Consider the following 24,194-nt stretch of genomic DNA (forward strand, 5'->3'; position numbering starts at 1 on the left):
GGTCACTTGTGCGGGACGTCGTTGGTCAGCCCGCCGTCGATGACGAACTCGGCACCGGTCGAATACCGGGACTCGTCGCTGGCCAGGAAGACCACGAACGTCGCCACCTCTTCGGGCTGCCCCGGCCGGCCCAGCGGGATGCGCAACATGTTGTCGGGGAAGTGCTTGGTCATCGGTGTGCGGATGAAGCCGGGGTGCACGGAGTTGACGCGGATGTTGTGCGGCCCGAGTTCCAGCGCCGCCGACTTGGTCAGCCCGCGCACCGCCCATTTGGACGCGACGTACGGGTGCACCATGACCGCGCCGCGCAGGCCCTCGATGGACGAGATGTTGATGATGGACCCGCCGCCGGCGGCCTTCATCGCCTCGACCGACGCCTGCATGCCGAGGAAGGTTCCGGTGAGGTTGACGTCGATGACCTTCTGCCACTTGGCCATGTCGAACTGGCCGATCTGGCCCAACGCCACCGTGCCGGCGTTGTTGACGAGAACGTTGAGCTTGCCGAAATCGTTGACCGCGGTGGCGACGGCGGCCTCCCACTGGTCGGCCTGGGTGACGTCGAGGTGGACGTAGCGGGCCGACTCGCCGAGCTCGTCGGCCAGGGCCTTGCCCTTGTCGTCGAGGATGTCGCCGATCACCACCTTGGCGTCCTCGGCGACCAGTGCGCGCGCGTCGGCGGCGCCCATCCCCTGCGCGCCACCACTGATCAGTGCCACCTTGTCGTCAACGCGTCCCATGGGGCGTCAGGCTACCGCACAGCCGTCGTGAACTAGAACCTGTTCCAATTTCGGTGCGCACCACGCATACTGCTCGCCATGACTATTCGCGTCGCGCTCGTGGGAACCGGCAACTGCGGCAGTCTCGCGCTTCGGCAACTCATCATCGACGCGCGCTTCGACCTCACCGGGGTCTGGGTCCACTCGGACGCGAAGGTGGGCAAGGATGCCGGCGAACTGGCCGGGCTCGACGTTGCGACGGGAATCGCCGCGGTCAACGACCTCGACGCGATCACCGCTGCTCAGCCGGACTGCGTGGTGTACTGCGCCATGGGCGACGTCCGGCTGCCCGAGGCGATGGCCGACGTCCGCAAGATCCTCGCGGCCGGCATCGATGTCGTCGGTTCGGCGCTCGGCGTGCTGCAGTACCCATGGGGCGTGATCCCCGACAAATATATCCAGCGCGTGGAAGACGCTGCGCGCGAGGGTGATTCGACGGTCTTCATGACCGGCGTCGACCCCGGGTTCGTGACGGATCTGCTGCCGCTGGCGCTGGCCGGGACCTGTCAGAGCATTCAGCAGATCCGCACCATGGAGATTGCCGACTACGCCACCTACGACGGTGCGACGGTGATGTTCGACGTGATGGGCTTCGGCAACCAGCTGGGCGACCTGCCGATGCTCTACCAGCCCGGGGTGCTGAGCATCGCCTGGGGCACCGCAGTCCGCCAGCTCGCCGCCGGACTCGGCATCGAGGTCGACGAGATCCGCGACTCCGTCGAACAGGAGCCGGCGCCCGAGGATTTCGAGGTGGCGGTCGGCACCATCAAGAAGGGCACCGTTGCCGCGGTGCGCTTCCAGATCGAAGGCATGGTCGACGGTCGGCCCGCCATCGTGGTCGAGCACGTCACCCGGCTGCGCGGCGACCTGCGGCCCGACTGGGCCCAGCCCGCCCAGCCCGGCGGTTCTTACCGCGTCGAGATCGTCGGCGAGCCCTCCTACACCATGGACATCTGCCCGACGAGCCGCAACGGCGACCACAACTACGCCGCGATCCTCGCCGCGGCAGGCCGCATCGTCAACGCGATCCCCGACGTCATCGCCGCGCCCTCGGGCATCCGCACCACGCTGGACATGCCTCTCGTCACCGGAAAGGGTGTCTACTCGGCTCAGTAGGCTGGAGCGCGTCATGGATGCGCAGCCCGCAGCACCCGATCCGATCGCGGAGATCGCCGCGAGCCCGGCAGGGCCGCAGATCGGCGCTTTCTTCGACCTCGACGGCACGCTGGTCGACGGGTTCACCGCCACCCACCACGCCGCAGACCGCATCCGGCGCAGGCAGGCGCGCATCGGCGAGGTGCTGGGAGTCGTTGAGGCGTCGGTGCGATACCGGCTCGGGCGCATGCAGTTCGAGCGACTGCTGACCCGCGCGGCCGGCTATCTGCGCGGCGAGTCGCTGGCCGAACTCGACGAGTTGGGCGAACGCATCTTCACCGAGCGGGTTGCAGCGCGAGTCTTCCCCGTCATGCACGAGATCGTGCAGGCCCACCAACAGCGCGGCCATACCGTGGTGCTCAGCAGCTCGGCGCTCACCATCCACGCCGATCCGGTGGCCAGGTACACGGGAATCACCGACGTGCTGTGCAACCACTTCGAACTCGACGACGCGGGACGGCTCACCGGCCGGATCGCCAAACCGGTCATCTGGGGGCGCAACAAGTCGACGGCGGTGCAGCGCTTCTGCGAAGCCAATGACGTTGAACTGCAACGCAGTTACTTCTACGCCGACGGCGACGAGGATGCGGCGCTGATGGTTCTGGTCGGCAACCCGCGGCCGGTGAACCCGCGGCCCGCGCTGGCGGCGATGGCCGCCGAACACGGCTGGCCGGTGCTGCGGGTCGAGGGGTCGGGCAACCGCAAGAGGGTGTCGCTGCGCAGGCTCATGGGCTACGACTGAGTCCTTCGCCAGACACGGCGCCCGACCACTACGACCGCAGACGGTTACGAGGCGTCGTTGCGTAGATTTCGGCCAAGTCCGGGCGGCCGCCTATCCGGAGCGAGGAGCAACCTCCATCGGGACGTCACCGGGCAGCGGACCGATCACCTGAACCGGTAGCGGTTTCCTCGTCGGCAGCGGCGGCAGCCCCGGCCGCGCACTCTGCTCCTTGGCAGGAGGAGCGACACACCTGCCCGTATACCCGTCGTCTTGGAAAACGCCGCCGCTCTTCTCGCAGCAGAAGCGGTTCTGAGTCTTTATGTCGTTGATGCTCCAATCAAGCGGGTTTTCAGGATCCGTCGCCTCCAAACACCAGTCGAAAGCGTCGATGTCCCAGCTGTCGTTGGGTGCGCCGATTGCGATCGCCGGTGTTGCAAGGCCGCCCACGGTGACCGCGACCGCAACAAGGATGGTGCGTGCGAGACGACGCGAACGCTCGCCCCCGGCAAGAGTCATATGCATCGTGAGTTGTCCCATGGTCTTTCCTTTCCATCTGCTCCATCTGCGCGGTTCGAGCGAATCGCTTCGTGGTCCAGGAAAGTCTCCGGCCTGCGTGGTGTGCTCCGTAATCGCCGGGAAGCCAGCCTCGAGGCCGAGAACGGAAGAGTTTCCTTCCCGTCTGGCTAGGGATTGCACAACGGCGAACCTCTCTCGACGCGTGCGCGCGCACCGCCGAATAGTCGTCGTACCCCCTACTTGCCTCGACACCACGGCCGCGTACTAAACTAGAACACGTTTCAATTCGTGAGCGGCCCCCTAAGGAGCAGGCATGCGCACCCCAATCTGCGACGACCTCAACATCGAGTATCCGATCTTCGCGTTCACCCATTGCCGCGACGTGGTCGTCGCGGTCAGCAAGGCCGGCGGGTTCGGCGTGCTCGGAGCCGTCGGCTACACCCCCGAACAACTCGAGATCGAGCTGAAGTGGATAGACGAGAACATCGGTGACCACCCGTACGGCGTGGACATCGTGATCCCGAACAAGTACGAGGGCATGGACGCAGGAGACCTGTCGCCCGAGGTCCTGAAGAAACAGCTCAACGCGCTGGTGCCGCAGGAGCACATCGACTTCGCCAAGAAGATCCTGGCCGACCACGGCGTGCCGGTCGATCACAGCGACGACGACGCGCTTCAGCTGCTGGGCTGGACCGAGGCGACGGCGACGCCGCAGGTGGAGGTGGCGCTCAAGCACCCGAAGTGCACCCTGATCGCCAACGCGCTCGGCACCCCGCCCGCCGACATGATCAAGCACATCCACGCCGAGGGCCGCAAGGTCGCGGCGCTGTGCGGCTCGCCCTCTCAGGCGCGCAAGCACGCCGACGCGGGCGTCGACATCATCATCGCCCAGGGCGGCGAGGCCGGCGGGCACTGCGGTGAGATCGGCTCCATCGTGCTGTGGCCGCAGGTCGTCAAGGAGGTCGCCCCGGTTCCCGTGCTTGCCGCGGGCGGCATCGGCAGCGGCCAGCAGATCGCCGCGGCGCTCGCGCTCGGCGCGCAGGGCGCGTGGACCGGCTCGCAGTGGGTGATGGTCGAGGAGTCCGAGCACACCCCGGTGCAGCACGCCGCATACGCCAAGGCGTCCAGCCGCGACACCGTCCGCAGCCGGTCGTTCACCGGCAAGCCGGCGCGGATGCTGCGCAACGACTGGACCGAGGCGTGGGAGAACCCGGACAATCCGCAGCCGCTGGGAATGCCGTTGCAGTACATGGTGTCCGGCATGGCCGTCGCCGCGACGCACAAGTACCCGAACGAATCCGTCGACGTCGCGTTCAACCCGATCGGTCAGGTCGTGGGCCAGTTCACCAAGGTCGAGAAGACCTCGGCGGTGATCGAGCGCTGGGTGCAGGAGTACCTGGAGGCCACCGGCCGGCTCGACGAGATCAACGAGGCGGCTTCCGTCTGATCGATCTGATCGGGGCGGCCTGCGCCGGCTTTCTGGTCGCCGTGCTGTGGATGGACCTGATCTTCGACAGTCAGGTGCTGTCCCACCGCGGGGCCGACGAGCTACCCGAACCGGTGCTCGCGTCGATCGCGGGGTACTACCGCCGCGCCACCACCACCGCGCGGCCGATGAATTACCTCATCGCCGCGGTGATGGCGATCCTGCTCGCGGCGGTGGGATTTCGATGGTTTTCGGACCCCGGCTGGTCCGTCGCCGTCTCCTCGGTTCTGGCGGGAGTGCCGATCCTGCTGGCGACGGTCCACACCGTGCCGAGCGCCAAGCGTCTCGGCGGCCGGATCGACAACCCCGCGGGCCAGTCGCGACTGGCCCGCGGGATCTGCCGCGACCATCTGCTCTGCCTGGGGTCCATGTCGTTGTTCGTCGCCGTCTGGGTGACCGCTTGATCGTTGCGGCCGTCGAACGAAGATCGCACACAACTTCACGTTCGACGCGGGCTGGTGATCGCCCCACTCATTATGTAAGGTGACATACATAGCGCCGAGGAAGGGGTCGCGTGCATGGCCGGTCATCGGGAGCGGATGGTGGTTTCCGCGGCCCTGCTCATCCGCGAACGCGGGGCCCATCCGACCGCGATCGCCGATGTCCTCGAACACAGCGGCGCGCCCCGCGGATCGGCCTACCACTACTTCCCCGGCGGCCGCACCCAGCTGCTCTGTGAGGCAATCGATTACGCAGGCGAGTTCATCGCGAACCGAATCGAGGACGCGCACAACGGCATCGAGCTGCTTGACGAGCTGTTCTCCTCCTACCGCCGCCAACTCGAAGCGACCGACTACCGCGCCGGCTGCCCGGTCGTCGCGGTGACCGTGGAGGCCGGTGAGCCCGGCAAGGACGCCGACCCGCTCATCGACCGTGCCGCGGCGGCCTTCTCGCGCTGGAACGCTGCGATCGCCGAGCGGCTGCGACTCGACGGCGTGGCCGCCGACCGCGCCGACGAACTCGCCATGTTCATCACCGCCTCGATCGAGGGCGCGATCGTCGTCGCGCGCGCCTCGCGGACATCGGCGCCACTCGACCTCGTCCATCGCCAGCTGCGGTCGCTCGTCGAAGCCGCGATGTCGGAAGGAAACTCCAGATGACCAGTACCGATGTCGCGGTCGGCCAGTGGCATCCGACGGCGTGCATTCTGTGCGAGTGCAACTGCGGCATCGTGGTTCAACTCGACGGCCGCAAGCTCGCCAAGATCCGCGGCGACAAGAATCACCCCGCCTCACAGGGTTACACGTGCAACAAGGCGCTTCGCCTCGACCACTATCAGAACAACCGCAGTCGCCTGACGTCGCCGATGCGGCGCATGCCCGACGGCAGCTACGAGGAGATCGACTGGGACACCGCGATCGCCGAGATCGCCGCGGGCTTCCGTCGCATCGCCGACATCTACGGCGGGGACAAGATCTTCTACTACGGCGGCGGCGGTCAGGGCAATCACCTCGGCGGCGCCTACAGCGGCGCGTTCCTCAGGGCGCTCGGCTCGCACTACCGGTCCAATGCGCTCGCCCAGGAGAAGACCGGTGAGGCGTGGGTCGACGCCCACCTCTACGGCGGGCATACGCGCGGTGAGTTCGAGCACGCCGAGGTGTCGGTGTTCGTCGGCAAGAACCCGTGGATGTCGCAGAGCTTTCCGCGGGCGCGCACCGTGCTCAACGACATCGCCAAGGACCCCGGGCGCGCGATGATCGTCATCGACCCGGTGATCACCGACACCGCGAAGATGGCCGACTACCACCTGCGGGTGCGCCCGGGAACCGACGCGTGGTGCCTGGCCGCGCTCGCGGGTGTGCTGGTGCAGGAGAACCTGTGCGACGAGGCCTTTTTGGCCGAACACGTCCACGGCGTCGAATCGGTGCGGGAGGCGCTGCGCGACGTGCCGGTCGCCGACTACGCCTTGCGGTGCGGGGTCGACGAGGAGCTCCTCCGCTCCGCGGCGCGGCGGGTCGGCACGGCCGGCAGCGTGTCGGTTTTCGAGGACCTCGGCATCCAGCAGGCGCCCAACAGCACGCTGAGCTCGTATCTGAACAAGCTGCTGTGGATCCTCACCGGCAACTTCGCCAAACGCGGTGGCCAGCATCTGCATTCGTCGTTCGGGCCGCTGTTCCGGCACACCCGCGAAATTGGCCGGACACCGGTGACCGGCGCCCCCATCGTCGGCGGGCTGATCCCGAGCAACGCGGTGCCGCAGGAGATCCTGACCGACCATCCGGACCGGTTCCGCGCGATGATCGTCGAGAGCAGCAATCCTGCGCATTCCCTGGCGGATTCGCAGGCATGCCGGGAAGCGTTCGCGTCGCTGGAATTGATGGTGGTCATCGACGTCGCGATGACCGAGACGGCCAGGCTTGCGCACTACGTCCTGCCCGCCGCCTCGCAGTACGAGAAGTGTGAGTCGACCTTCTTCAACCTCGAGTTCCCGCATAACACCTTCCATCTGCGCCACCCGCTGCTCGATCCCGTGGAGGGCACGCTGCCCGAACCCGAGATCTGGGCGCGGTTGACGCGCGCGCTGGACATGGTCGACGACGCGGAACTCGAACCGCTGCGCGTCGCCGCGCGCGCGGGTCGCGACGCCTACACCCAGGCCTTCCTGCAGGCCGTCGGGTCCAGCCCGATGCTGGGCAAGGTGCTCCCGTTCGTGCTCTATGAGACGCTGGGACCAACCCTGCCGCAGGGACTTTCGGGTGCGGCGGCACTGTGGGGGTTGGCGCAGAAGGCGGCGATGACCTATCCGGACGCCGTGCGGCGGGCGGGCTATCCGGACGGCAACGTCCTCTTCGACGCGATCCTCGACAACCCGTCCGGGATCACCTTCACCGTGCACAACTACGAGGACGACTTCGCGCTCATCACGCACGCCGACCACCGGATCGCGCTGGAGATGCCGGAGATGATCGAGGAGATCCGCGCCCTGGCGCACGGGCCGACGCCACTGACCACCGCCGAGTTTCCGATCGTGCTCTCGGCAGGCGAACGGCGCGCCTACACGGCCAACGACATCCTGCGCGACCCGACGTGGCGCAAGCGCGACGCCGACGGGGCGCTGCGGGTCAGCCTCGAGGACGCCGAGACGCTCGGCCTCGTCGACGGCGGCCGGGTCCGCATCACCACGGCCGCGGGCAGCACCGAGGCCAGCGTCGAGGTCAACGAGGCGATGTTGCCCGGGCATGCGTCACTGCCCAACGGGTTCGGCCTCGACTTCGTCGACGACGACGGCCGGACCCACGTTCCGGGAGTGGCGCCCAACGCGCTGACATCCAGCGACTGGCGCGACGCCTACGCGGGCACGCCGTGGCACAAGCACGTGCCCGCCAGGATCGAGCCGATCGAAACTGAGCTTGTGCTCGACGATCTCGCCGAATCTCCCGCATAGGTTCAGATTCGACGGGCTCGCTAGGCCAACAGCCGCATCGTCGCCCGCTCCAGAACCTGCGGCCTGCTGAGCCCGTCGTGATCGGCGGCGATGAAATGGCTGCCGATGGCCAGCGAGAAGGCCAGCATGGCGCAGGCTTCGACGTCGTCGGGGTCGTCGACGAACGTGCCGATGAGCGCGCGGAGGTAGTCCATGCGGCGGTTGTCGACGCGGCGTAAGCGCTTGGCGACAGCGCGGTCGCGACGGGCCCAGTCGCGTACGGCGAGATCTATGGGCAGCACTTCCTTCGAGAAGGTCAGGATGCCCGCCTTGCGGACCTTAGCTCTGGCGTCCCCGCCCTCGGTCTCCACGCGGTCGAGGACGTCGTCGGTGCTTCGGTGCTCCCACGCGTCGAGAAGCGCGTCGAGGAACGCCTGCCTGCCCGCGAAATGATGGTAGAAGCCGCCTCTGGTGACAGCCAGCGTCTTTGCGAGCAGATCGACCCGAACTGCGTCGGGACCACCCGTCGCGAGGGCCTGCAGGCCGGTGTCGATCCACGTGTCGCGCGACGTGCGGGTCTGTGCGACCACCACCACTCCCTTTGTCCGGTTGCGGGTCTTGACGCCGCAAGTTGTTCAAGGATACAGTACTGTATGCTTGAGGCTCAGCCGCTCGACGCGACCGAACACACCTCCCTGCCGTGGCGAATTCACGAAGTCACCAAGGACTTTCGGCTCCTCGACGTATGGGCGCTTCCGACACCCGGGGGGCCCGACGAATTCCCGCGGTTGCTCGAGCTGTGGTCGACCTTCGATCCCGGCCGTCGTTCGTTGCTGGTGCGTGCCCTGTTCGCGATGAGGTGGTCGCTCGGCAAGATGTTCGGCCTCGACAGGCTGGAGACTGGTCTCGGCGGGCGCGTGACCACGCTGCGGGACCGGCTGAGTGCCGACTTGCGCCAGCGCCCAACCGAACTCGTGAGAGCCAACTCTGGGTTCGTCCCGCTGTACGTCACCGCCGACGAGTTTGCGATGGAGATCGCCAATCGGACGGTGCACGGGGTCCTGCACGTCGGCTGGGTCGCCGACGACGCCGGCGGGCATCGAGGCCAGATGGCGGTTCTGGTCCGTCCCAACGGTGTGCTCGGGAACGCGTACCTGGCCGCTATCGCACCGTTCCGTCACTTGATCGTCTACCCATTGATGTTGCGGGACATCGGCCACGCCTGGGCCGAACGACCCAGTGCCCCAAGTCAGCCCGGGAGTCTGTGATGCACACCGATACCGCCGACGCCTGCGTACGCCGGATCGCCCCGCCTGCCATCAGTCGTACGTCGAGCCTGCTCGGCCGCATCGACTACCAAGATGCGTTCGTCGTCGAGGTCGGCCTGTCGCGCACTCGAGACGCCGAAAACTGGATACGGGTCATCCTCGAGGACGCCCCTTTGGGCACCCGGTTGCGACTGCTCTCGGCGTGGACGGCGATCGGGCTCACACTGAAGCTCCCAGCCCCCGGCCGAACTGTGCTCGGATGGGAGATCCGGGCCCGCGACGCCGATTTCGTTCTGCTCGGCGCTGACTCGCGCATCGGCATGCCCGGCGAACTGATTCTCCGCCGACAGGGTACCGGATTACTGTTCAGCACCCTTGTACGCCAGAACAATTCGATTGCCCGCGCCCTATGGGCGTCGATCGAGCCCGCGCACGTGCGCACCGTGCGCTCACTTCTGCAGTTGGCGGCCCGCCGGGTTATGGGCTAGGCAGCTACGGCAGCACGGGTGCTGGCGCAGGAGGTGGCGCGTCAGCAGGCGGGGGCGGTGCGTCGGCGGGTGGCGGCGGGGCCGCCGCGAGGTCGGTGCCCGAGACCGGAACGTTCGGCCCGGCGGCCTGTTCTGGATACGGCGTGTTCATGCCACGCTGCGCCAGACCCCATATCAACGCTTCCTTGGCGCTGATCTCCTGGTTCTGCACTCCCTGCCACAGGTCCTTGAGGTAGCTGAGTCTCGGGTTCTCGGTGCTCTTGGCGGCCGGGTCCATCGTGGATCCGGGCGGCAGGTTCTCCGGGCTGACGAGGTGCGGGACTTCGGCGGGAGGCGCGGGGGCCGCAGCCGGTTCGGCGGCCGGCTCGGCGTCCGGCGCGGGCGCAGCGGGGGCCGGCGGGCGCAGGAACGCCAACGGGTCCGGTGCGGGCGGCGCGACGACGTCACCTGCCGCGGTCACCACCGGGGCAGGCGGCGGCGGGAGGGGTGCGACCGGGTCGGCCAGGGCCGAGGGCGTTGTCCACAAGGCCGCGGCGAGGCCCACACCGAGCAGCGAGAACTTGTTCACGTCCATGCCAACCCTCACCGATGCCCCCTCTTGCCGGTACCGCCGTCTCACGGCGCTACTGGGTGCTTCAGTCCGAACGTCAAAATTGTTACACCTGTGCCCCGTGAGACCAAGAGGTCAATATCCCTGCGCCCGCGGAACACGTTCCACTTCTCGTGACCTCGGACTTCTTCGAACCCTCTTCACCCGTCCCCAACTGTGGTGTAGCAATGCGGTAGGGCACTAGACCACGTCATGTGAGGAACCTGTCGATGCCGACTCCCAATCTCCCGCCCGGATTCGATTTCACCGATCCCGACATCTACGCCGAGCGCCTGCCCGTCGAGGAGCTCGCCGAAATGCGCAGGGTCGCGCCCATCTGGTGGAACGCGCAGACGAAGGGCAATCTCGCCTTCGGCGACAACGGCTTCTGGGTGGTGACCAAGCACAAGGACGTCAAGGAGATCTCGCGGCGCAGCGACGTGTTCTCCAGCAACAAGAAGACGGCGCTGCCGCGGTACCGAGACGACGCCGACCCCGCGTCGTTGGAGGGAGGCAAGGTGGTCCTGCTCAACCAGGACGCCCCGCACCACACCCATCTGCGCAAGATCATCTCGCGGGCCTTCACCCCGCGGGCGATCGAGTCCCTACGCGACGAGCTACGCGAGCGCGCGGCGAACATCGCCAAGACCGCGGCGTCCGAGGGATCCGGCGACTTCGTCGAGCAGGTGTCGGCCGAGTTGCCCCTGCAGGCGATCGCCGGGCTGATGGGTGTTCCGCAGGAAGACCGGATGAAGCTGTTCCACTGGTCCAATCAGATGGTCGGCGACCAGGATCCGGAGTACTCCCGCAACGACCCGACGGCCGCATCGGTCGAGCTGATCACCTACGGCATGCAGATGGCCGCGGACCGGACCAAGAACCCGGGCGACGACCTGGTCACCAAGCTGGTGCAGGCCGACGTCGAGGGACACAAGCTCACCGACGACGAGTTCGGGTTCTTCGTCATCCTGCTCGCGGTGGCGGGCAACGAGACCACGCGCAACTCCATCACCCAGGGCATGATGGCGTTCACCGACTACCCGGATCAGTGGGAGTTGTTCAAGGAGCGACGTCCCGCGACGGCCGCCGACGAGATCGTGCGCTGGGCCACGCCGGTGACCTCGTTCCAGCGCACCGCGCTCGAGGACACCGAACTCTCCGGCGTGACGATCAAGAAGGGCGACCGGGTGGTCATGTTCTACCGGTCGGCGAACTTCGACGAGGAGGTCTTCGACGACCCCTACACCTTCAACATCCTGCGAGATCCCAACCCGCACGTGGGTTTCGGCGGTACCGGGGCGCACTACTGCATCGGCGCGAACCTCGCGAGGATGACCATCGATCTGATCTTCAACGCGGTTGCCGACGAGATGCCGAATCTGCGGCCGCTGAGCAAGCCAGAGCGCTTGCGGTCGGGCTGGCTCAACGGCATCAAGCACTGGCAGGTCGACTACACCGGAGCGGGCAAGGCGTAGTCAGTAGTCGATGATCGAGCGCCAGTACTCCTCGGGGATCTCGGCGTTCGACCTCAGCACCATCGCCAGCCCGGTCGCCATCGCGATGCCGAGCAGTCCGAGCCACAGCCCGAACAGGCCGATGACCGTCCACAGTGCCGCGGTGACCGTCGGCCACGGCGACAGCACCGCCAGCACCGGTGCGAAGAAGAAGCCGGCGCCGATGTACCACGCCGAACCGGCCCGGTCGGAGAGCAACACGAAGCGCAGCCACCGCGGAATCGGGATGTCGGGCCGGCGTGCGGTTCCCATGGTCGCCTCCTGTCGTTCGCTGGACACCACCAACGGTCCCCCGGTCGGGTAAGCGGCGCAATTACCTCGGACGTAGTGGCATGTGGTGCGGTCGATCGGCGAAACTGGCGCCGTGACCACCGCCGGTGTCCAGACCCCACCCTTCGGCGCGCTGATGCGGCAGTGGCGCGAGCGCCGCCGGCTGAGCCAACTCGACGTCGCGATCGAGGCCGCGGTGTCGCCACGGCACGTCAGCTTCCTCGAGACCGGTCGCTCGACGCCGAGTCGGGCGATGGTCCTACGGCTGGCCGACGTGCTCGACGTCCCGCTACGCGAACGCAACCAGCTGCTGCTGGCCGCGGGGCTGGCGCCGGCGTACGGAGAGCGCTCGCTCGACGACCCCGACATGGCCGCCGTTCGCGCGGGAGTCGAGCGGGTCTTGGGCGCCTACAACCCGTTTCCGTGTATCGCCGTCGACCGCAACTGGCACATCATGCGCGCCAACGAGGGCGCCGGGGTGCTGCTGGACGGCGTGGCACCCGCCCTCCTCGAGCGGCCCAACGCGCTGCGCATCGCGCTGCATCCGGACGGACTGGCGCCGCGGATCCGCAACCTCGCGCAGTGGCGTCATCACCTGCTCGACCGGCTGCGGCGTGAGGTCGCCGTGAGCGGTTCGATCGAGCTGTCTGCACTGCTGGCCGAAATCGCTTCTTACGCAGGTGGTTCGGACGCGACAGGTGATCTCGGCCGGATCGCGGTCCCGCTCGAGCTCTATCGGCCCGACGGGCGTCTGTTGACGTTTCTGTCCACCGTGACGACGTTCGGCACCGCGCTCGACCTCACCGCCGCCGAACTGTCGATCGAGGCGTTTCTGCCGGCCGACGAGGACACGGCCGCGGCCTTGCGGTGAAACGCACCTGAGTCACCGCGAACACCAATAGAGTCTGGCGGCATGGACAACCGACTCGTTGCAGTGACCGCCGCCGTCCTGCTCACCGGCGTCGCCGGTTGCTCGACGCCGCCCGCGGCGCTCGGCGGGACCACCGCGAAGGTGACCATCAACGGCAAGAGCACCGGCGGGCCTCATCCGGTCCGGTGTACGCAATCCGGCTGGTCGTGGCGCATCGAGACCCCGGACCGGGCCAAGGGCTTCACCGCGGACATCGGCACGGGCGACAAGGTCGTCGTGCAATCGGTCGACTTCCGTGATCTCGGCGGCTTCACCGGAACGTTCTGGCAGGGCAACCTGGGTGAGGCCGAGGTGAACAGCACCGGCGGCAGGTACACGATCACCGGTTCGGCGGACGGGTCGTTCACCGACAATCCGAGCAACGAGGTCACCGCGACCTTCCGCATCGAAGCCAACTGCTGAGACGGGTGATGGTGCTCGCATTCCGCCAGGCGGTCGAGGCCGGCGACCTCGATGCGGTCGTCGCGCTGCTCCGCGACGACGTGGTCTTCCACAGTCCCGTCGTGTTCTCGCCCTACCGCGGGCGCGACGCGTTGCGCCCCATCCTGGCGGCCGTGATGGAGGTGCTCGAGGACTTTCGCTACGTGCGTGAGATCGGGGCGGCCGAAGCGCGCGAGCACGCGCTGATCTTCCAGGCCAGGGTCGGCGACAAGGAGATCGAGGGCTGCGACTTCCTCCGGCTGGACGAGGACGGTGCCGTCAAGGAACTAATGGTCATGGTGCGCCCGCTGTCGGCGACGCTGGTGCTCGCCGAGAAGATGAAGGCGCGGCTCACGGCGATGTAGGCGACTGGTCAGACCACTTGACCTCTGGCCGGTATCCACGGCACACTGGGCGCATGGCCCTGCAGCCCGTGAATCGCCGCTCCGTGCCCGAGGACGTCTTCGAGCAGATCGTCGGCGAGGTCCTCAGCGGTGAGATGAAGCCGGGCGAACCGCTGCCCAGCGAACGTCGGCTCGCCGAGGTGCTCGGGGTGTCGCGGCCCGCCGTCCGCGAGGCGCTCAAGCGGCTCACCGCCGCGGGTCTGGTGGAAGTGCGCCAGGGTGACGCGACGACGGTGCGCGACTTCCGCCGTCATGCCGGGCTGGATCTGCTGCCGCGCCTGTTGATCCGCGGCGGCGAACTCGACCCGTCCGTCGTCCGCAGCATCGTGGAGACCCGGCTTCACAACGGGCCCAAGGTCGCCGAGCTGGCCGCGGAGCGGCACGGTGCCGAATTGGCGGCGCTGCTCGACGACACATTGCGTGCGCTGGAGCAGGAACACGATCCCGTCGAGCAGCAGCGCCATGCGCTCACGTTCTGGGACCACATCGTCGACGGCGCCGACTCGATCGCCTTCCGATTGATGTACAACACCCTGCGCGCCACCTACGAACCCGGGCTGCCCGCGCTGGCCGCGGTGATGGCCGACGAGGTCGGCCGCCCGCAGGCTTATCGCGAGCTCGCCGACGCGGTCCTCGCACACGACCCCGAGCGGGCCCGGCAGGCCGCGCACACCCTTCTCGAACCGGCTACCACGGCGCTTCTGGCCGCACTCGACACACTGGAGGACAATCGATGACCACCGCCGCGCGTCCCGCACGCAAGGGCTTCACGCTTAAGGACGCCCTGCGTGAGTTCTGGAAACATCCCTCCCCCTGGATGATCGGTGCCACACTGGTCGCCGCGCTGGTGGCCCGTTTCGTCGTCGGGGACTGGCAGCCCACCGACGCCCTCGTGCCGCTGGCGATGCTGGCCGTGTTCCCGTTCTTCGAGTGGATCATTCACGTGTTCGTCCTGCACTGGCGGCCGAAGCGATTGGGACGGTTGACGATCGACCCGTTGCTCGCCCGGGACCACCGCGCCCACCATCAGGACCCGCGCGACGTTCCGCTGATCTTCATCCCGTGGAAGTCGCTGGTGTCGTGGGTGTTGCCGCTCACGGTGGCCGTCGGCCTGCTGGCGTTCCCGCGCCTCGGGATGGGGCTGACGTATCTGGTGTGCATCGCCACGTTGGGACTGTTCTACGAGTGGACGCACTATCTCATCCACAGCGACTACAAACCGAAAACCCCGGTGTACAGGGCGATCTGGCGCAACCACCGGCAGCATCACTTCAAGAACGAGCACTACTGGTTCACGGTCACCAGTTCCGGCACCGCCGATCGGGTGCTGGGCACGTACCCGGACCCGGCAACGGTCGAGAACTCGCCGACGGCCAAGAACCTGCACGCACAGGCGGCGTGAGTCGGCCGCCGGCCTAGGCCTGAACGATGACCGGATCCCCGACGCTCACCGTGTCGAAGTACCACGCGGCGTTGTCGGGACTGAGGTTGATGCAGCCGTGGCTGACGTTGGCGTAGCCCTGAGACCCGGTCGACCACGGTGCCGAATGGACGTAGACGCCGCCGTTGGTGATCCGCACGGCGTTGTACACGTCGAGTTTGTACCCCTCGGGGTCGTCGAGCGGGATGCCGATGGTCCGCGAATCCATCACCACGTAGCGTTCCTTGCGCAGCACGCTGAAGGTCCCCTGCGGAGTGGGAAAACGAGCCTTGCCCATCGACGCCGGCATCTCGCGCGCGACCTCCCCGTCGATGCTGACCGTGAAGCTGTATGTGCCGATGTCCGCGACGCTCACCACCGAGGCGCCGGTCTGGAAGGACGCCTTGGTGTTTCCGACGCTCAGCGAGATCGTGGAGTGGGCCGGCCAAAACTCTTCCGGGCTCCACTCCAGCACGCGGTCGTTGAGCCAGGTGAAGGTGCCCGACGGGATCTCGGGCGCGGAGACGGTGAACGTCCGCTCGACCGCGGCCCGGTCGTCGATGGCCTGCTGGAAGGTCACCGTGATCGGATGTGCCACACCGACGGTCTCGCCCGCCGGTTGGATACTGGCCACATCGGTCGGGGTCGTCACACCCGCCGCACTGGTTGCGGCGGTGCCCGCCAAGGTGATCGCGGCAATGCCCGCCACTGCGAGCATGTTTCGAAGCTTCAGCACACTTCCATCCTAGTTCGTCGGCAGCGGTTATTCCGGTAACCGCAAGTCGCATCCGTCCTCGGATGTCGGTCAATCGGTGGAATACCCATGCAGACGCCATATCGAACGCGCTGCTCAATACGTTTCATGTGACGTCGAATCGCGCCGGTGTGGCCAGCCGATTGACGGCCAGCAACGCATAGCCCACCGCGAGGACGCCCGCCCCCAGCACACCGATATTCGCGACCACTGCGGAGGCGCCTCGGCCGTCGGGGTCCAGGAAGTAGTAGGGCGCGCGTCTGCCGGCCCCGTTGAGCACGATCAGCGCCAGCACCACGTACGCGGCGGGATACGCCAACCAGGCGAGCGGCTGCCACCACCGCACCCGGCCCAGCCCGCGCCCGACCAGCAGCCAGTCCGACAACGCCAGCACGGCCACGACGACGTGCAGCAGGATGTTGGCCGGTGTGTAGCCCATGCTGCGCTCGGTCAGGAACAGGTTCCACACGACCCCGGCCATCAGCAGGTACAGCACCACCGCCCCTCGGAGCCCGACGCGAGCGTCGGCGCGGGGCGAGGCCAGGGTCCACAGGTAGTACGCCGCCGCCAGCACGTTGGCCTGGTAGGTGAAGGTGATCAGCCGCCACACCACGCCCGACCGCGACGTGAGCTCCACCGCGACGAGCGCGGACACGACCGCGACCACGATGGCGACACGCAGCACCAGCCGCAGGACCGCCGGAGCCGCGACCGGTGTCACGCAGGCGGCGGCAGCGGCGGTACGGGCGGCGGCGGCTCCAGTGGTGGTGGAGGCGGCGGAGGCGGCGGTGCGAGCGCCGGGTCGAGCGGCGCGGGAGCCTGCTGTACGCCGGCGTCGTCGTCGCGGAAGTCCAGCCGGTCCCGGATGCGCTGCAGGAAGCCGCGCCGCTCGGGCACCGGGGTCGGTTCCGCGGGCACCAGCCCGGGCGCCATCGATTCCGGTGGCAGCGCCGGGGCGGCCGGCACCGGCACGAGCGCGGGGTCGGGTGGCGCGACGGGCATCGGCGCGGCTTCCGGGAGCGCCGGCATGTCCACGTCGACGGCAGGTGGTTCGACGGGCAGCTCGGCAGGCGGGGGCGCAGGCTCGGCCGGTGGCGGAGCGGGCAGCGCCGCCGGCGCGGGGGTGGCGATCGGGGCGGGCTCGATGGCCGCCGCGATCTCCGGGGACGATTTCGCGGCGGGGCTCGGTTCGGCAGGTGCGGTGCCCCGCTCCGGTGCCAGCTGCATGCTGATCGCGACGGACACCGATGCCACGAAGGTGACCATGCCGGCGGCCAGCATGGCCAGCGGACCCGTCAGGGCCAACTGCCGTCGGGGTGGCCCGGACGACGGGTCGACGAGACGCTCGTCGACGTCGGCGAAGCCCAGTTCCCCGGTGTGCGCCGAGGCCAGCGCCGCTCCGCGGGCCAGCGCCAGTTCGGCCTCCGCCGGCGCGAACACCGCAACGCCCAGCACGTCCTCCAGCCGGGGCATCAGATCGTCGAGCCCGCAGCCCGAGCCGACCAGCACCAACGCCTCGGGTCGCCAGTCGGCCTTGGCGAAGAGGGCGCTCAGCCACCGCACGAGCGCGTCTTCGCTGTCGATCGCATGGTTGACCGCGGTCTGCACGGCCCCCTCACGGGCGTGCACGACGAGGGCGATGACGGTATCGGACTCGACGACGCAGACCGCGGTGACGTCATGGCCGATGACCTCGGCCACGCCCCACGCCAGCGCTTCCGACGCTTCGGGTAGTCGAACGGGCACGACATTGTCGAAACCGCATTCGTTGAGGGACTTCAGCAGCAGCGAGGCTTCCAGATCGGCGTCGTCGCTCCACGTGACGCCGATGGAGTGCAAGCGGTGGCCATGGGTGGCGGCGATGGCCTCGGTCCGCAGCACCGCCGCGGCGGCCTCGTCGGAGGTCTGCTGGGGAGTCGCCCGCCTGCCGGGGAGCTCGATGGCGTTGCGGTCGACGGTGGCGCCGTCGGCATCCTGTCCCTCCACCAGGACAAGGCCGACCGCGGATGGTGTCACCGACAAGCCAAGTACGGCGTCCACTCACACCCCTTCGGACGTCGAGCTACCGGGGTGACGTTAACAGCCCCTCGAGTCGCCGGCTCCCCGGGCGTCGGCTGCGGCCGGCACGGTCGCCGAGCCGAAATGTGCTGTGACGCATGAAGCTCCTGTAAGTCCGGACAGCGCCTCTTTGCCCCGCGATCCCGGAGGAGCGAGGCCAAGTCGTGACCCGGTCGCGACGCTTTTCGGTGTCGGCGCGGGCGATCATCAGAACCGGAGCGCTTGCACGAGCGTCTGACGGGACGACGAAGTTTGGTCGACGGAGGAGGCTGACGATGTCGGTTGCGGTAACCATCGATGCCCGCGAAGCGCTGCCGTCGGCCGCCGTCGCCACCGGCACGGTTCTGGTCAGAACCTTCGGCTTCGCCCACTGCGCCGCGGCCTGCAGCTGCGGGTGGCACGGCAGCCGCCGCCGGCTGAAGGCCGCCGCCGAACAGGACGCGTGGATGCACGCCATCCACCAGAGATGTGTGGTGGCGGTTCCCCTGGTTCGACCGGCGTCGACCGGCTGACGCTCACGCGGCCAGGATCTCGCGCAGCATCGCGGGTTCGATGTTGCCGCCGGAGAGCACCATGACCGTTCGGCCCGCAGGGGTGGAACCCTGCCGATAGGCCGCCAGCGCTACCGCACCGCTCGGCTCGCTGACCAAGTGGGCGCGGTACGCGAGTTCTCTTACCGCCGAACGGATCTCGTCCTCGCTCACGGTGACGACGTCATCGAGCACTGCGTGCAGGTGCGCGAAGGTGAGTTCTGACGGCTGTGAGCGCAGACCATCGGCGATGGTGCGGTTGCGGTCCTCGATGGACCAGTCCACCCGGCGGCCGATCCGCAGACCCTGCGCGGTGTCGGCGGCGAGTTCGGGTTCGACGCCGATCACCCGGGCGCTGGGACACAGCGCCTTGATCGCCGTGCCGATGCCCGATGCCAGCCCACCACCGCTGACGGGGACCAGCACGGTGTCGACACCTGGCAGGTCCTCGGCGATCTCCAGGCCGATGGTGCCCTGTCCCGCGATGATGTCGGGGTGGTCGAACGGCGGGATCAGCACGCCGCCGGTTTCCTCGACCACCTCGGCGGCGACCCGCTCACGCTGGCCTGCGCCGCACAACACCACGGTGGCACCGTGGGTCCGCGTGGCGTCCACCTTCACCCGCGGTGTCTCCTCCGGCATGACGATGTGGGCGGGAATCGCGTACACCGCTGCGGCGTACGCCACCGCCTGAGCGTGATTGCCGCTGGAGTAGGCCACCACTCCCCTGGTCCGCACCGACTCGTCGAGGTTGCCGATGGCGTTGAACGCACCGCGCACCTTGAACGCCCCGATCGACTGCAGGCTCTCCGGCTTGACCCACAGCGGCCGGTCGGCGTCGTCGGCCCACCCCGCCGGAAGCAGCGGTGTGCGCAGGACGTACGCGCGGATCCGCGCGGCGGCCTGCTCGATGTCGGCGAGCGATACCAGGTCCACGTCACCAGTCTGGCGCACCGACCGCGTCCGGGCCGTCGCGATGCACCCGAAAATCGTTGCCGCGCGGAGATCGTGGCGGCGGTACCGTCGGCCCATGGCCCACGATCACGACCGCCGCAGGGAACTCCTGCCCGGTATGGCCGAGCAACTCGCGCTGGCTCACTCGGGCATGGTGACGTTCGGACACCGCCCGTTCCTCACCGAGGTCGACCAGCTCGAGTCGTGGCGACCCGACGTGGCCATCGTCGGCGCCCCGTTCGACATCTCCACCACCAACCGCCCGGGTGCCCGGTTCGGTCCGCGGGCCATCCGCGCCACCGCCTACGAGCCGGGCACGTATCACATGGATCTCGGGTTGGAGATCTTCGACTGGCTGGAGGTCGTCGACTTCGGCGACGCTTACTGCCCGCACGGGCAGACCGAGGCCTCGCACGCCAACATCCGCGAGCGGGTGCACGCCGTGGCGTCGCGCGGCATCGTGCCGGTGGTGCTCGGCGGCGACCACTCGATCACCTGGCCGGCGGCGACGGCCGTCGCCGACGTGCACGGGTACGGCAACGTCGGCATCGTGCACTTCGACGCGCACGCCGACACCGCCGACGAGATCGAGGGCAACCTTGCCAGCCACGGCACGCCGATGCGCAGGCTCATCGAGTCGGGCGCGGTGCCGGGCAGCCACTTCGTGCAGGTCGGCCTGCGTGGGTACTGGCCGCCGCAGGACACGTTCGAGTGGATGCTCGAGCAGCGCATGACCTGGCACACCATGCAGGAGATCTGGGAGCGGGGCTTCTCCGACGTCATGGGCGACGCCGTCGGCGAGGCGCTGGCCAAGGCCGACAAGCTGTACGTGTCGGTCGACATCGATGTCCTCGACCCCGCGCACGCCCCCGGCACCGGAACGCCGGAACCCGGCGGCATCACCACGGCCGACCTGCTGCGGATGGTGCGCCGGCTCTGCTACGAGCACGACGTCGCCGGTGTCGACGTGGTCGAGGTGGCGCCCGCCTACGACCACGCCGAGCTCACGGTCAATGCCGCGCACCGCGTGGTCTTCGAGGCGCTCGGCGGAATGGCCGCGCGCCGCCGCGACGCCGCCGGGGCGACGCCGGGTCCGCCCGCGCGCTAGCGCCGAGATCTGCGTGGTGGTCGTGATTTCCTGTGATCTACGACCATGGTGCAGATTTCGCGGCGGCGCCGGGAGGACAATGGACCCATGCCCGGAACCCTGTACTTCGATGGCAACTGCGGGATGTGCACGCGGGCGCGGAATCTCCTGCTGCGGTTCAACCGGACCGGCGATCTGCGGACCGAACCTCTGCAGACGGATGGTCTCGCGGATCGGCTGGGCGTTGCGGAGTCCCGACTGCTCGACTCGGTGCGCTGGCTGGATGATGCGGGAACGGTGTGCGCCGGAGCGGAGGCGGTGAACGCGGCGGTGTCGACCGCACTGGGTAGCCGGCTGCCGCTGGTGATCTATCGGCTGCCCGGCATCCGGTCGCTGGAGAACGCCGTCTACCGGTATGTCGCCGAGCACCGCTACCGCTTCCCCGGCACCACGCCGTACTGCGAATCGCATCCGGTCGCGTGCAACCTGCCTGGGCGGCACAGCTAGAGGTCGACCTCGGTCCATGCCGGGTCGTCCTCGCGATGGGGTCCCCAGTTGCGGCACTCGCCGTACAGCCGCATGGCGGCGAAGCCCGGGGCGGTGGCGTCGCGGTTGATCAGCGCCGCAACGCCGTCCTTGGTCATGTTCTCGCCGAAGCGCTCGCCGACGACGGGCGACCGGGTCCACCCGCGCGCGGTCATCGCTTCTGTCGCAGCGTGCAGGTACCGTGCCGGATCGCCTTCGGGCACAAGGAAAGTCGCGTACAGCACGGCCTGAAACGGCGGAGCGTCGGTGGTTGCGCAGGACTGGAACGAGTATCCGCCCGTCGTCTGCTGCAGTCCTGCCGCCGAGATGATCCCCCTGGCAGCCGACACCACCTGCGCCACGGCTTCGTCGTCGTCGAGCGGACGGTCGGACTGCCCCGGCGCGAGCGGGTCCGAACCGGTGACCGTCACCAGGCTCACGCCGAGGATCAGGCTCATCAGCAGAGATGCCCACAGCAGAGCGCGCGCCGGCGGTGACCGAAGCCAGTCGCCGCCCGCGGTCGGCGCGGGTGTCATCAACGGCTCGCGATGCCGAGCAGCAACCGGTCGCACACGGCGTCCATGTCCCGGCGTGCCCGGTCGCGGTCGTCGGCGCGCGAGATGTACAGCGCCGCCTCGTCGAGCGCACCGAGCAGCACGTGGGCCGTGGAGCGCACGGGTTGCTCGGGGATGGCACCCTCGGCGATGGCCTCGATCAGCATCCCCTCGATCACCCCGAGGCCGTACTTCATGCCGACCTCGCGCCAGCGCACCCACCCGAGCACCGCGGGGGCGTCGATCAGGACGATCTGCGCGACATCGGGCGCCGAGCAGCCGTCGAGGAAGAGTCGCGCGCCCACCCGCATCGCCTCCAGCGGGTCGGCCGGGTGATGCTCGCCGATCTGGCGGGCGATGTCGGCCACCAGATCGCGCTCGACATCCTCGTACACCGCCGCGAAGAGCTGGGCCTTGTCCTCGAATTGGTGATAGAGCGCCCCGCGGGTGACGCCGGCCTCGGCGACGATGGCGTGCGTCGAGACGTCGGCGAAACCCTTGTCGGCGAACAGCTTTCGCGCAGCGCCGATCAGCTGGGCGCGCGTTGTGGCGGTGCGCTCGGCCTGGGTGCGTCGACCCGGTGAGCCGGCCTTGTTGACTTTCATACAGGCTGCACGTAACTTTCGTACTGAGTGTTTGTAACTTGGAAAGGATAGCGAACATGCCGCAGGTCGCGCTGAAAGAGGCAACGCTCGACTACCGCGTGTTGGGACCGGAGGACTCCCCGCACCCTCCCGTCGTGTTCGTGCACGGCATCCTCGTCGACAGCCGATTGTGGGACCGGGTGGCCGACGGCCTGGCCCGCCGTGGCTATCGCTGTTACCTGCCGACGTGGCCGCTGGGCTCACACCGCATCCCGGTCGATCCCGGCGTGCGGCTGACGCCGCGCTCGGTGGCGGCGATGGTGCGCGACTTCCTTGTCGCCCTTGACCTTTCGGACGTGACGCTGGTCGGCAACGACACCGGCGGCGGCCTGTGCCAGTTGGTGGTCGACGAGTTCGGTGACCGCGTCGGCCGGTTGGTGCTGACCAACTGCGACGCCTTCGACAAGTTTCCGCCGTTCCCGTTCAACATCGTCTTCGCGCTGTTGCGGGGGCCCGTGTCCATCAAGATCCTGTTCGAGCAGATGCGGTTGAAAGCCCTGCGGCACTCCCCGTTGGGCTACGGACTGCTGACTCACCCCGACCCCCAGCTGACCGCGTCGTGGCTGGAACCCGCGCGCACCGATGTACGGATCCGGAAAGACCTTGCCGGGCTCCTGCGTGCCGTCGCCAAGACCGACCTGACCGACGTCGCGACCCGGCTGCCGCGGTTCACCAAGCCGGTCACCGTGGTGTGGGGGCAGCGCGACCGCTCGTTCACCCCGTCGCTCGGCAGGCGGCTGGCGGCGTTGTTCCCGAACTCGACCCTGATCGAGGTGCCCGACGCCAGGACGTTCGTTTCGCTGGATGCGCCGTCGGCCGTGATCGACGCGATCGTCGGCTGTGGTGAGCTCCGGGGCGCTGCTAACTCTTCGCCAGCGTGAACTGGCAGACGTCGGTGTAGCCCTCGCGGAACAAGTCGGCGCAGCCGGTGAGGTACTTCATGTAGCGCTCGTAGACTTCGTCGGACTGGATCCGGATCGCCTCGTCCTTGTTGGCCTCGAGCGCCGCCGCCCAGGTGTCGAGCGTGCGCGCATAGTGCAGGCGAAGCGGCTGGACGAGCTTGACGTCGAAGCCGGCCTTGGTCGCATGCTTCCTGACGGTCACCGGCTGCGGGAGGTCGCCGCCGGGGAAGATCTCGTCCATGATGAATTTGAAGAAGCGGATCTTGGTCATCGTGACCGGTAGGCCGCGTTCCTTGAACTCCTCGTCGTCGGGCTTGACGATGGTGTGCAGCATCATCACCCCGTCGGCGGGCAGCGCCTCGTAGGCCATCTTGAAGAACTCGTCGTAGCGGTCACGGCCGAAGTGCTCGAATGCGCCGATCGACACGATGCGGTCGACGGGCTCGTGGAACTGCTCCCAGCCCTGCAGCAGCACGCGCTTGCTGCGTGCGCTGTCCAGGCCGTCGAGCACCGTCTGAACGTGGGCCTGCTGGTTCTTGCTCAACGTCAATCCCACGACGTTGACGTCGTACTTCTCCAGCGCGCGCTTGATGGTCGCGCCCCATCCACAGCCGACGTCGAGCAGCGTCATCCCGGGCTGCAGCCCGAGCTTGCCGAGCGACAGGTCGATCTTGGCGAGCTGAGCTTCCTCGAGCGTCATGTCGTCGCGCTCGAAGTACGCGCAGCTGTAGGTCTGCGTCGGGTCGAGGAACAGCCGGTAGAAATCGTCGGACAGGTCGTAGTGCGACTGCACGTCCTCGAAGTGCGGCGTGAGATCTTCGGTGTTTTCTGGCACAGCACAGCCTCTGACGTCTTGGTTTGTTT

The 24,194-nt window shown here is 68.1% G+C and carries 30 protein-coding genes; 18 read left to right on the forward strand and 12 right to left on the reverse strand.

Features of this window, described 5'->3' with window-relative positions; all coding sequences use genetic code 11:
• Positions 1 to 2: 2 nt before the first annotated feature.
• A complete protein-coding gene (locus ABGB19_RS13685) occupies positions 3 to 737 on the reverse strand; it encodes a glucose 1-dehydrogenase (RefSeq protein ID WP_347686496.1) in 735 nt (244 codons plus the stop codon).
• A 78-nt stretch (positions 738 to 815) separates the two neighbouring features.
• Between ABGB19_RS13685 and ABGB19_RS13690 the strand changes: the two genes are divergently transcribed.
• Both ABGB19_RS13690 and ABGB19_RS13695 read left to right on the forward strand, forming a co-directional pair.
• The gene (locus ABGB19_RS13690; RefSeq protein ID WP_347686497.1) at positions 816 to 1,892 is read left to right on the forward strand and encodes a diacylglycerol kinase; all 1,077 of its coding nucleotides are present in this window, start codon (positions 816 to 818) and stop codon (positions 1,890 to 1,892) included.
• A gap of 13 nt (positions 1,893 to 1,905) precedes the next feature.
• Positions 1,906 to 2,673 (forward strand): HAD-IB family hydrolase, encoded by a 768-nt coding sequence (locus ABGB19_RS13695; RefSeq protein WP_347686498.1) that lies wholly within the window; start codon positions 1,906 to 1,908, stop codon positions 2,671 to 2,673.
• A gap of 90 nt (positions 2,674 to 2,763) precedes the next feature.
• Here the strand turns inward: ABGB19_RS13695 and ABGB19_RS13700 are convergent, their stop codons facing one another.
• Positions 2,764 to 3,189, reverse strand: a complete 426-nt coding sequence (locus ABGB19_RS13700) for a hypothetical protein (protein WP_347686499.1) — start codon at positions 3,187 to 3,189, stop codon at positions 2,764 to 2,766.
• A 292-nt stretch (positions 3,190 to 3,481) separates the two neighbouring features.
• Between ABGB19_RS13700 and ABGB19_RS13705 the strand changes: the two genes are divergently transcribed.
• The 4 genes from ABGB19_RS13705 (at position 3,482) to ABGB19_RS13720 (ending at position 8,039) form a co-directional block, all read left to right on the forward strand.
• Positions 3,482 to 4,615, forward strand: coding sequence for a nitronate monooxygenase family protein (locus tag ABGB19_RS13705; protein ID WP_347686500.1), 1,134 nt, complete (start codon positions 3,482 to 3,484; stop codon positions 4,613 to 4,615).
• Positions 4,616 to 4,665: 50 nt separating this feature from the next.
• Positions 4,666 to 5,058 carry a hypothetical protein gene (locus ABGB19_RS13710; RefSeq protein WP_347686734.1) on the forward strand — a complete coding sequence of 131 codons (393 nt, stop codon included), beginning with the start codon at positions 4,666 to 4,668 and terminating at the stop codon, positions 5,056 to 5,058.
• A 114-nt stretch (positions 5,059 to 5,172) separates the two neighbouring features.
• Positions 5,173 to 5,754, forward strand: coding sequence for a TetR/AcrR family transcriptional regulator (locus ABGB19_RS13715; RefSeq protein WP_347686501.1), 582 nt, complete (start codon positions 5,173 to 5,175; stop codon positions 5,752 to 5,754).
• Positions 5,751 to 8,039, forward strand: coding sequence for a molybdopterin-dependent oxidoreductase (locus ABGB19_RS13720; protein WP_347686502.1), 2,289 nt, complete (start codon positions 5,751 to 5,753; stop codon positions 8,037 to 8,039). The genes ABGB19_RS13715 and ABGB19_RS13720 overlap by 4 nt, the downstream gene beginning before the upstream one ends.
• 20 nt (positions 8,040 to 8,059) lie before the next feature.
• On the opposite strand, the gene ABGB19_RS13725 is transcribed toward ABGB19_RS13720, so the two are convergent.
• On the reverse strand, positions 8,060 to 8,608 hold the full coding sequence (locus ABGB19_RS13725) for a TetR/AcrR family transcriptional regulator (protein WP_347686503.1): 549 nt from the start codon (positions 8,606 to 8,608) through the stop codon (positions 8,060 to 8,062).
• A gap of 63 nt (positions 8,609 to 8,671) precedes the next feature.
• On the opposite strand from ABGB19_RS13725, the gene ABGB19_RS13730 reads away from it, so the two are divergent.
• Together ABGB19_RS13730 and ABGB19_RS13735 are read left to right on the forward strand one after the other, a co-directional pair.
• The gene (locus ABGB19_RS13730; RefSeq protein ID WP_347686504.1) at positions 8,672 to 9,286 is read left to right on the forward strand and encodes a DUF2867 domain-containing protein; all 615 of its coding nucleotides are present in this window, start codon (positions 8,672 to 8,674) and stop codon (positions 9,284 to 9,286) included.
• Complete coding sequence (locus ABGB19_RS13735; RefSeq protein ID WP_347686505.1) at positions 9,286 to 9,774, forward strand: hypothetical protein; 489 nt, start codon at positions 9,286 to 9,288, stop codon at positions 9,772 to 9,774. The genes ABGB19_RS13730 and ABGB19_RS13735 overlap by 1 nt, the downstream gene beginning before the upstream one ends.
• A 4-nt stretch (positions 9,775 to 9,778) precedes the next feature.
• Here the strand turns inward: ABGB19_RS13735 and ABGB19_RS13740 are convergent, their stop codons facing one another.
• Positions 9,779 to 10,360: a hypothetical protein gene (locus ABGB19_RS13740; RefSeq protein WP_347686506.1), complete on the reverse strand. Its 582-nt coding sequence runs from the start codon at positions 10,358 to 10,360 to the stop codon at positions 9,779 to 9,781.
• 233 nt (positions 10,361 to 10,593) lie between these two features.
• On the opposite strand from ABGB19_RS13740, the gene ABGB19_RS13745 reads away from it, so the two are divergent.
• Positions 10,594 to 11,838, forward strand: a complete 1,245-nt coding sequence (locus ABGB19_RS13745; RefSeq protein ID WP_347686507.1) for a cytochrome P450 — start codon at positions 10,594 to 10,596, stop codon at positions 11,836 to 11,838.
• On the opposite strand, the gene ABGB19_RS13750 is transcribed toward ABGB19_RS13745, so the two are convergent.
• Positions 11,839 to 12,129 (reverse strand): hypothetical protein, encoded by a 291-nt coding sequence (locus tag ABGB19_RS13750; RefSeq protein WP_347686508.1) that lies wholly within the window; start codon positions 12,127 to 12,129, stop codon positions 11,839 to 11,841.
• Positions 12,130 to 12,241: 112 nt separating this feature from the next.
• Between ABGB19_RS13750 and ABGB19_RS13755 the strand changes: the two genes are divergently transcribed.
• From ABGB19_RS13755 to ABGB19_RS13775, 5 genes are read left to right on the forward strand one after another with little or no spacing between them, the layout of a single operon-like run.
• Positions 12,242 to 13,018, forward strand: coding sequence for a helix-turn-helix transcriptional regulator (locus ABGB19_RS13755; protein ID WP_347686509.1), 777 nt, complete (start codon positions 12,242 to 12,244; stop codon positions 13,016 to 13,018).
• Between the two features lie 42 nt (positions 13,019 to 13,060).
• On the forward strand, positions 13,061 to 13,480 hold the full coding sequence (locus ABGB19_RS13760) for a lipoprotein LpqH (RefSeq protein WP_347686510.1): 420 nt from the start codon (positions 13,061 to 13,063) through the stop codon (positions 13,478 to 13,480).
• An 8-nt stretch (positions 13,481 to 13,488) separates the two neighbouring features.
• On the forward strand, positions 13,489 to 13,863 hold the full coding sequence (locus tag ABGB19_RS13765; RefSeq protein ID WP_347686511.1) for a nuclear transport factor 2 family protein: 375 nt from the start codon (positions 13,489 to 13,491) through the stop codon (positions 13,861 to 13,863).
• Between the two features lie 53 nt (positions 13,864 to 13,916).
• Positions 13,917 to 14,639 carry a FadR/GntR family transcriptional regulator gene (locus ABGB19_RS13770; protein WP_347686512.1) on the forward strand — a complete coding sequence of 241 codons (723 nt, stop codon included), beginning with the start codon at positions 13,917 to 13,919 and terminating at the stop codon, positions 14,637 to 14,639.
• Positions 14,636 to 15,304, forward strand: a complete 669-nt coding sequence (locus ABGB19_RS13775) for a sterol desaturase family protein (RefSeq protein WP_347686513.1) — start codon at positions 14,636 to 14,638, stop codon at positions 15,302 to 15,304. The genes ABGB19_RS13770 and ABGB19_RS13775 overlap by 4 nt, the downstream gene beginning before the upstream one ends.
• 13 nt (positions 15,305 to 15,317) lie before the next feature.
• Here the strand turns inward: ABGB19_RS13775 and ABGB19_RS13780 are convergent, their stop codons facing one another.
• From ABGB19_RS13780 to ABGB19_RS13790, 3 genes are all read right to left on the reverse strand, one after another.
• Positions 15,318 to 16,040 carry a L,D-transpeptidase gene (locus ABGB19_RS13780; RefSeq protein ID WP_347686735.1) on the reverse strand — a complete coding sequence of 241 codons (723 nt, stop codon included), beginning with the start codon at positions 16,038 to 16,040 and terminating at the stop codon, positions 15,318 to 15,320.
• 142 nt (positions 16,041 to 16,182) lie between these two features.
• Positions 16,183 to 16,797: a Pr6Pr family membrane protein gene (locus ABGB19_RS13785; RefSeq protein ID WP_347686514.1), complete on the reverse strand. Its 615-nt coding sequence runs from the start codon at positions 16,795 to 16,797 to the stop codon at positions 16,183 to 16,185.
• Entirely contained in the window at positions 16,794 to 18,116 is a 1,323-nt protein-coding gene (locus ABGB19_RS13790) for a hypothetical protein (protein ID WP_347686515.1), read from the reverse strand. The genes ABGB19_RS13785 and ABGB19_RS13790 overlap by 4 nt, the downstream gene beginning before the upstream one ends.
• Before the next feature lie 293 nt (positions 18,117 to 18,409).
• Between ABGB19_RS13790 and ABGB19_RS13795 the strand changes: the two genes are divergently transcribed.
• On the forward strand, positions 18,410 to 18,646 hold the full coding sequence (locus tag ABGB19_RS13795) for a hypothetical protein (protein ID WP_347686516.1): 237 nt from the start codon (positions 18,410 to 18,412) through the stop codon (positions 18,644 to 18,646).
• Between the two features lie 3 nt (positions 18,647 to 18,649).
• Here ABGB19_RS13795 and ABGB19_RS13800 read toward each other — a convergent pair whose 3' ends face one another.
• Entirely contained in the window at positions 18,650 to 19,600 is a 951-nt protein-coding gene (locus ABGB19_RS13800; RefSeq protein WP_347686517.1) for a threonine/serine dehydratase, read from the reverse strand.
• 94 nt (positions 19,601 to 19,694) lie between these two features.
• On the opposite strand from ABGB19_RS13800, the gene speB reads away from it, so the two are divergent.
• Positions 19,695 to 20,726 carry an agmatinase gene (gene speB / locus ABGB19_RS13805; protein ID WP_347686518.1) on the forward strand — a complete coding sequence of 344 codons (1,032 nt, stop codon included), beginning with the start codon at positions 19,695 to 19,697 and terminating at the stop codon, positions 20,724 to 20,726.
• A gap of 87 nt (positions 20,727 to 20,813) precedes the next feature.
• Complete coding sequence (locus ABGB19_RS13810; protein ID WP_347686519.1) at positions 20,814 to 21,212, forward strand: DUF393 domain-containing protein; 399 nt, start codon at positions 20,814 to 20,816, stop codon at positions 21,210 to 21,212.
• Here ABGB19_RS13810 and ABGB19_RS13815 read toward each other — a convergent pair.
• Together ABGB19_RS13815 and ABGB19_RS13820 are read right to left on the reverse strand one after the other, a co-directional pair.
• On the reverse strand, positions 21,209 to 21,766 hold the full coding sequence (locus tag ABGB19_RS13815; RefSeq protein ID WP_347686520.1) for a hypothetical protein: 558 nt from the start codon (positions 21,764 to 21,766) through the stop codon (positions 21,209 to 21,211). The genes ABGB19_RS13810 and ABGB19_RS13815 overlap by 4 nt on opposite strands.
• The gene (locus ABGB19_RS13820) at positions 21,766 to 22,389 is read right to left on the reverse strand and encodes a TetR/AcrR family transcriptional regulator (RefSeq protein ID WP_347686521.1); all 624 of its coding nucleotides are present in this window, start codon (positions 22,387 to 22,389) and stop codon (positions 21,766 to 21,768) included. The genes ABGB19_RS13815 and ABGB19_RS13820 overlap by 1 nt, the downstream gene beginning before the upstream one ends.
• A 56-nt stretch (positions 22,390 to 22,445) precedes the next feature.
• Between ABGB19_RS13820 and ABGB19_RS13825 the strand changes: the two genes are divergently transcribed.
• Positions 22,446 to 23,309 carry an alpha/beta hydrolase gene (locus tag ABGB19_RS13825; RefSeq protein WP_347686522.1) on the forward strand — a complete coding sequence of 288 codons (864 nt, stop codon included), beginning with the start codon at positions 22,446 to 22,448 and terminating at the stop codon, positions 23,307 to 23,309.
• On the opposite strand, the gene ABGB19_RS13830 is transcribed toward ABGB19_RS13825, so the two are convergent.
• A complete protein-coding gene (locus tag ABGB19_RS13830; RefSeq protein WP_347686523.1) occupies positions 23,290 to 24,165 on the reverse strand; it encodes a cyclopropane mycolic acid synthase family methyltransferase in 876 nt (291 codons plus the stop codon). The genes ABGB19_RS13825 and ABGB19_RS13830 overlap by 20 nt on opposite strands.
• Positions 24,166 to 24,194: the final 29 nt, after the last annotated feature.

The sequence above is a fragment of the Mycobacterium sp. B14F4 genome (assembly GCF_039871645.1).
GTDB lineage: Bacteria > Actinomycetota > Actinomycetes > Mycobacteriales > Mycobacteriaceae > Mycobacterium.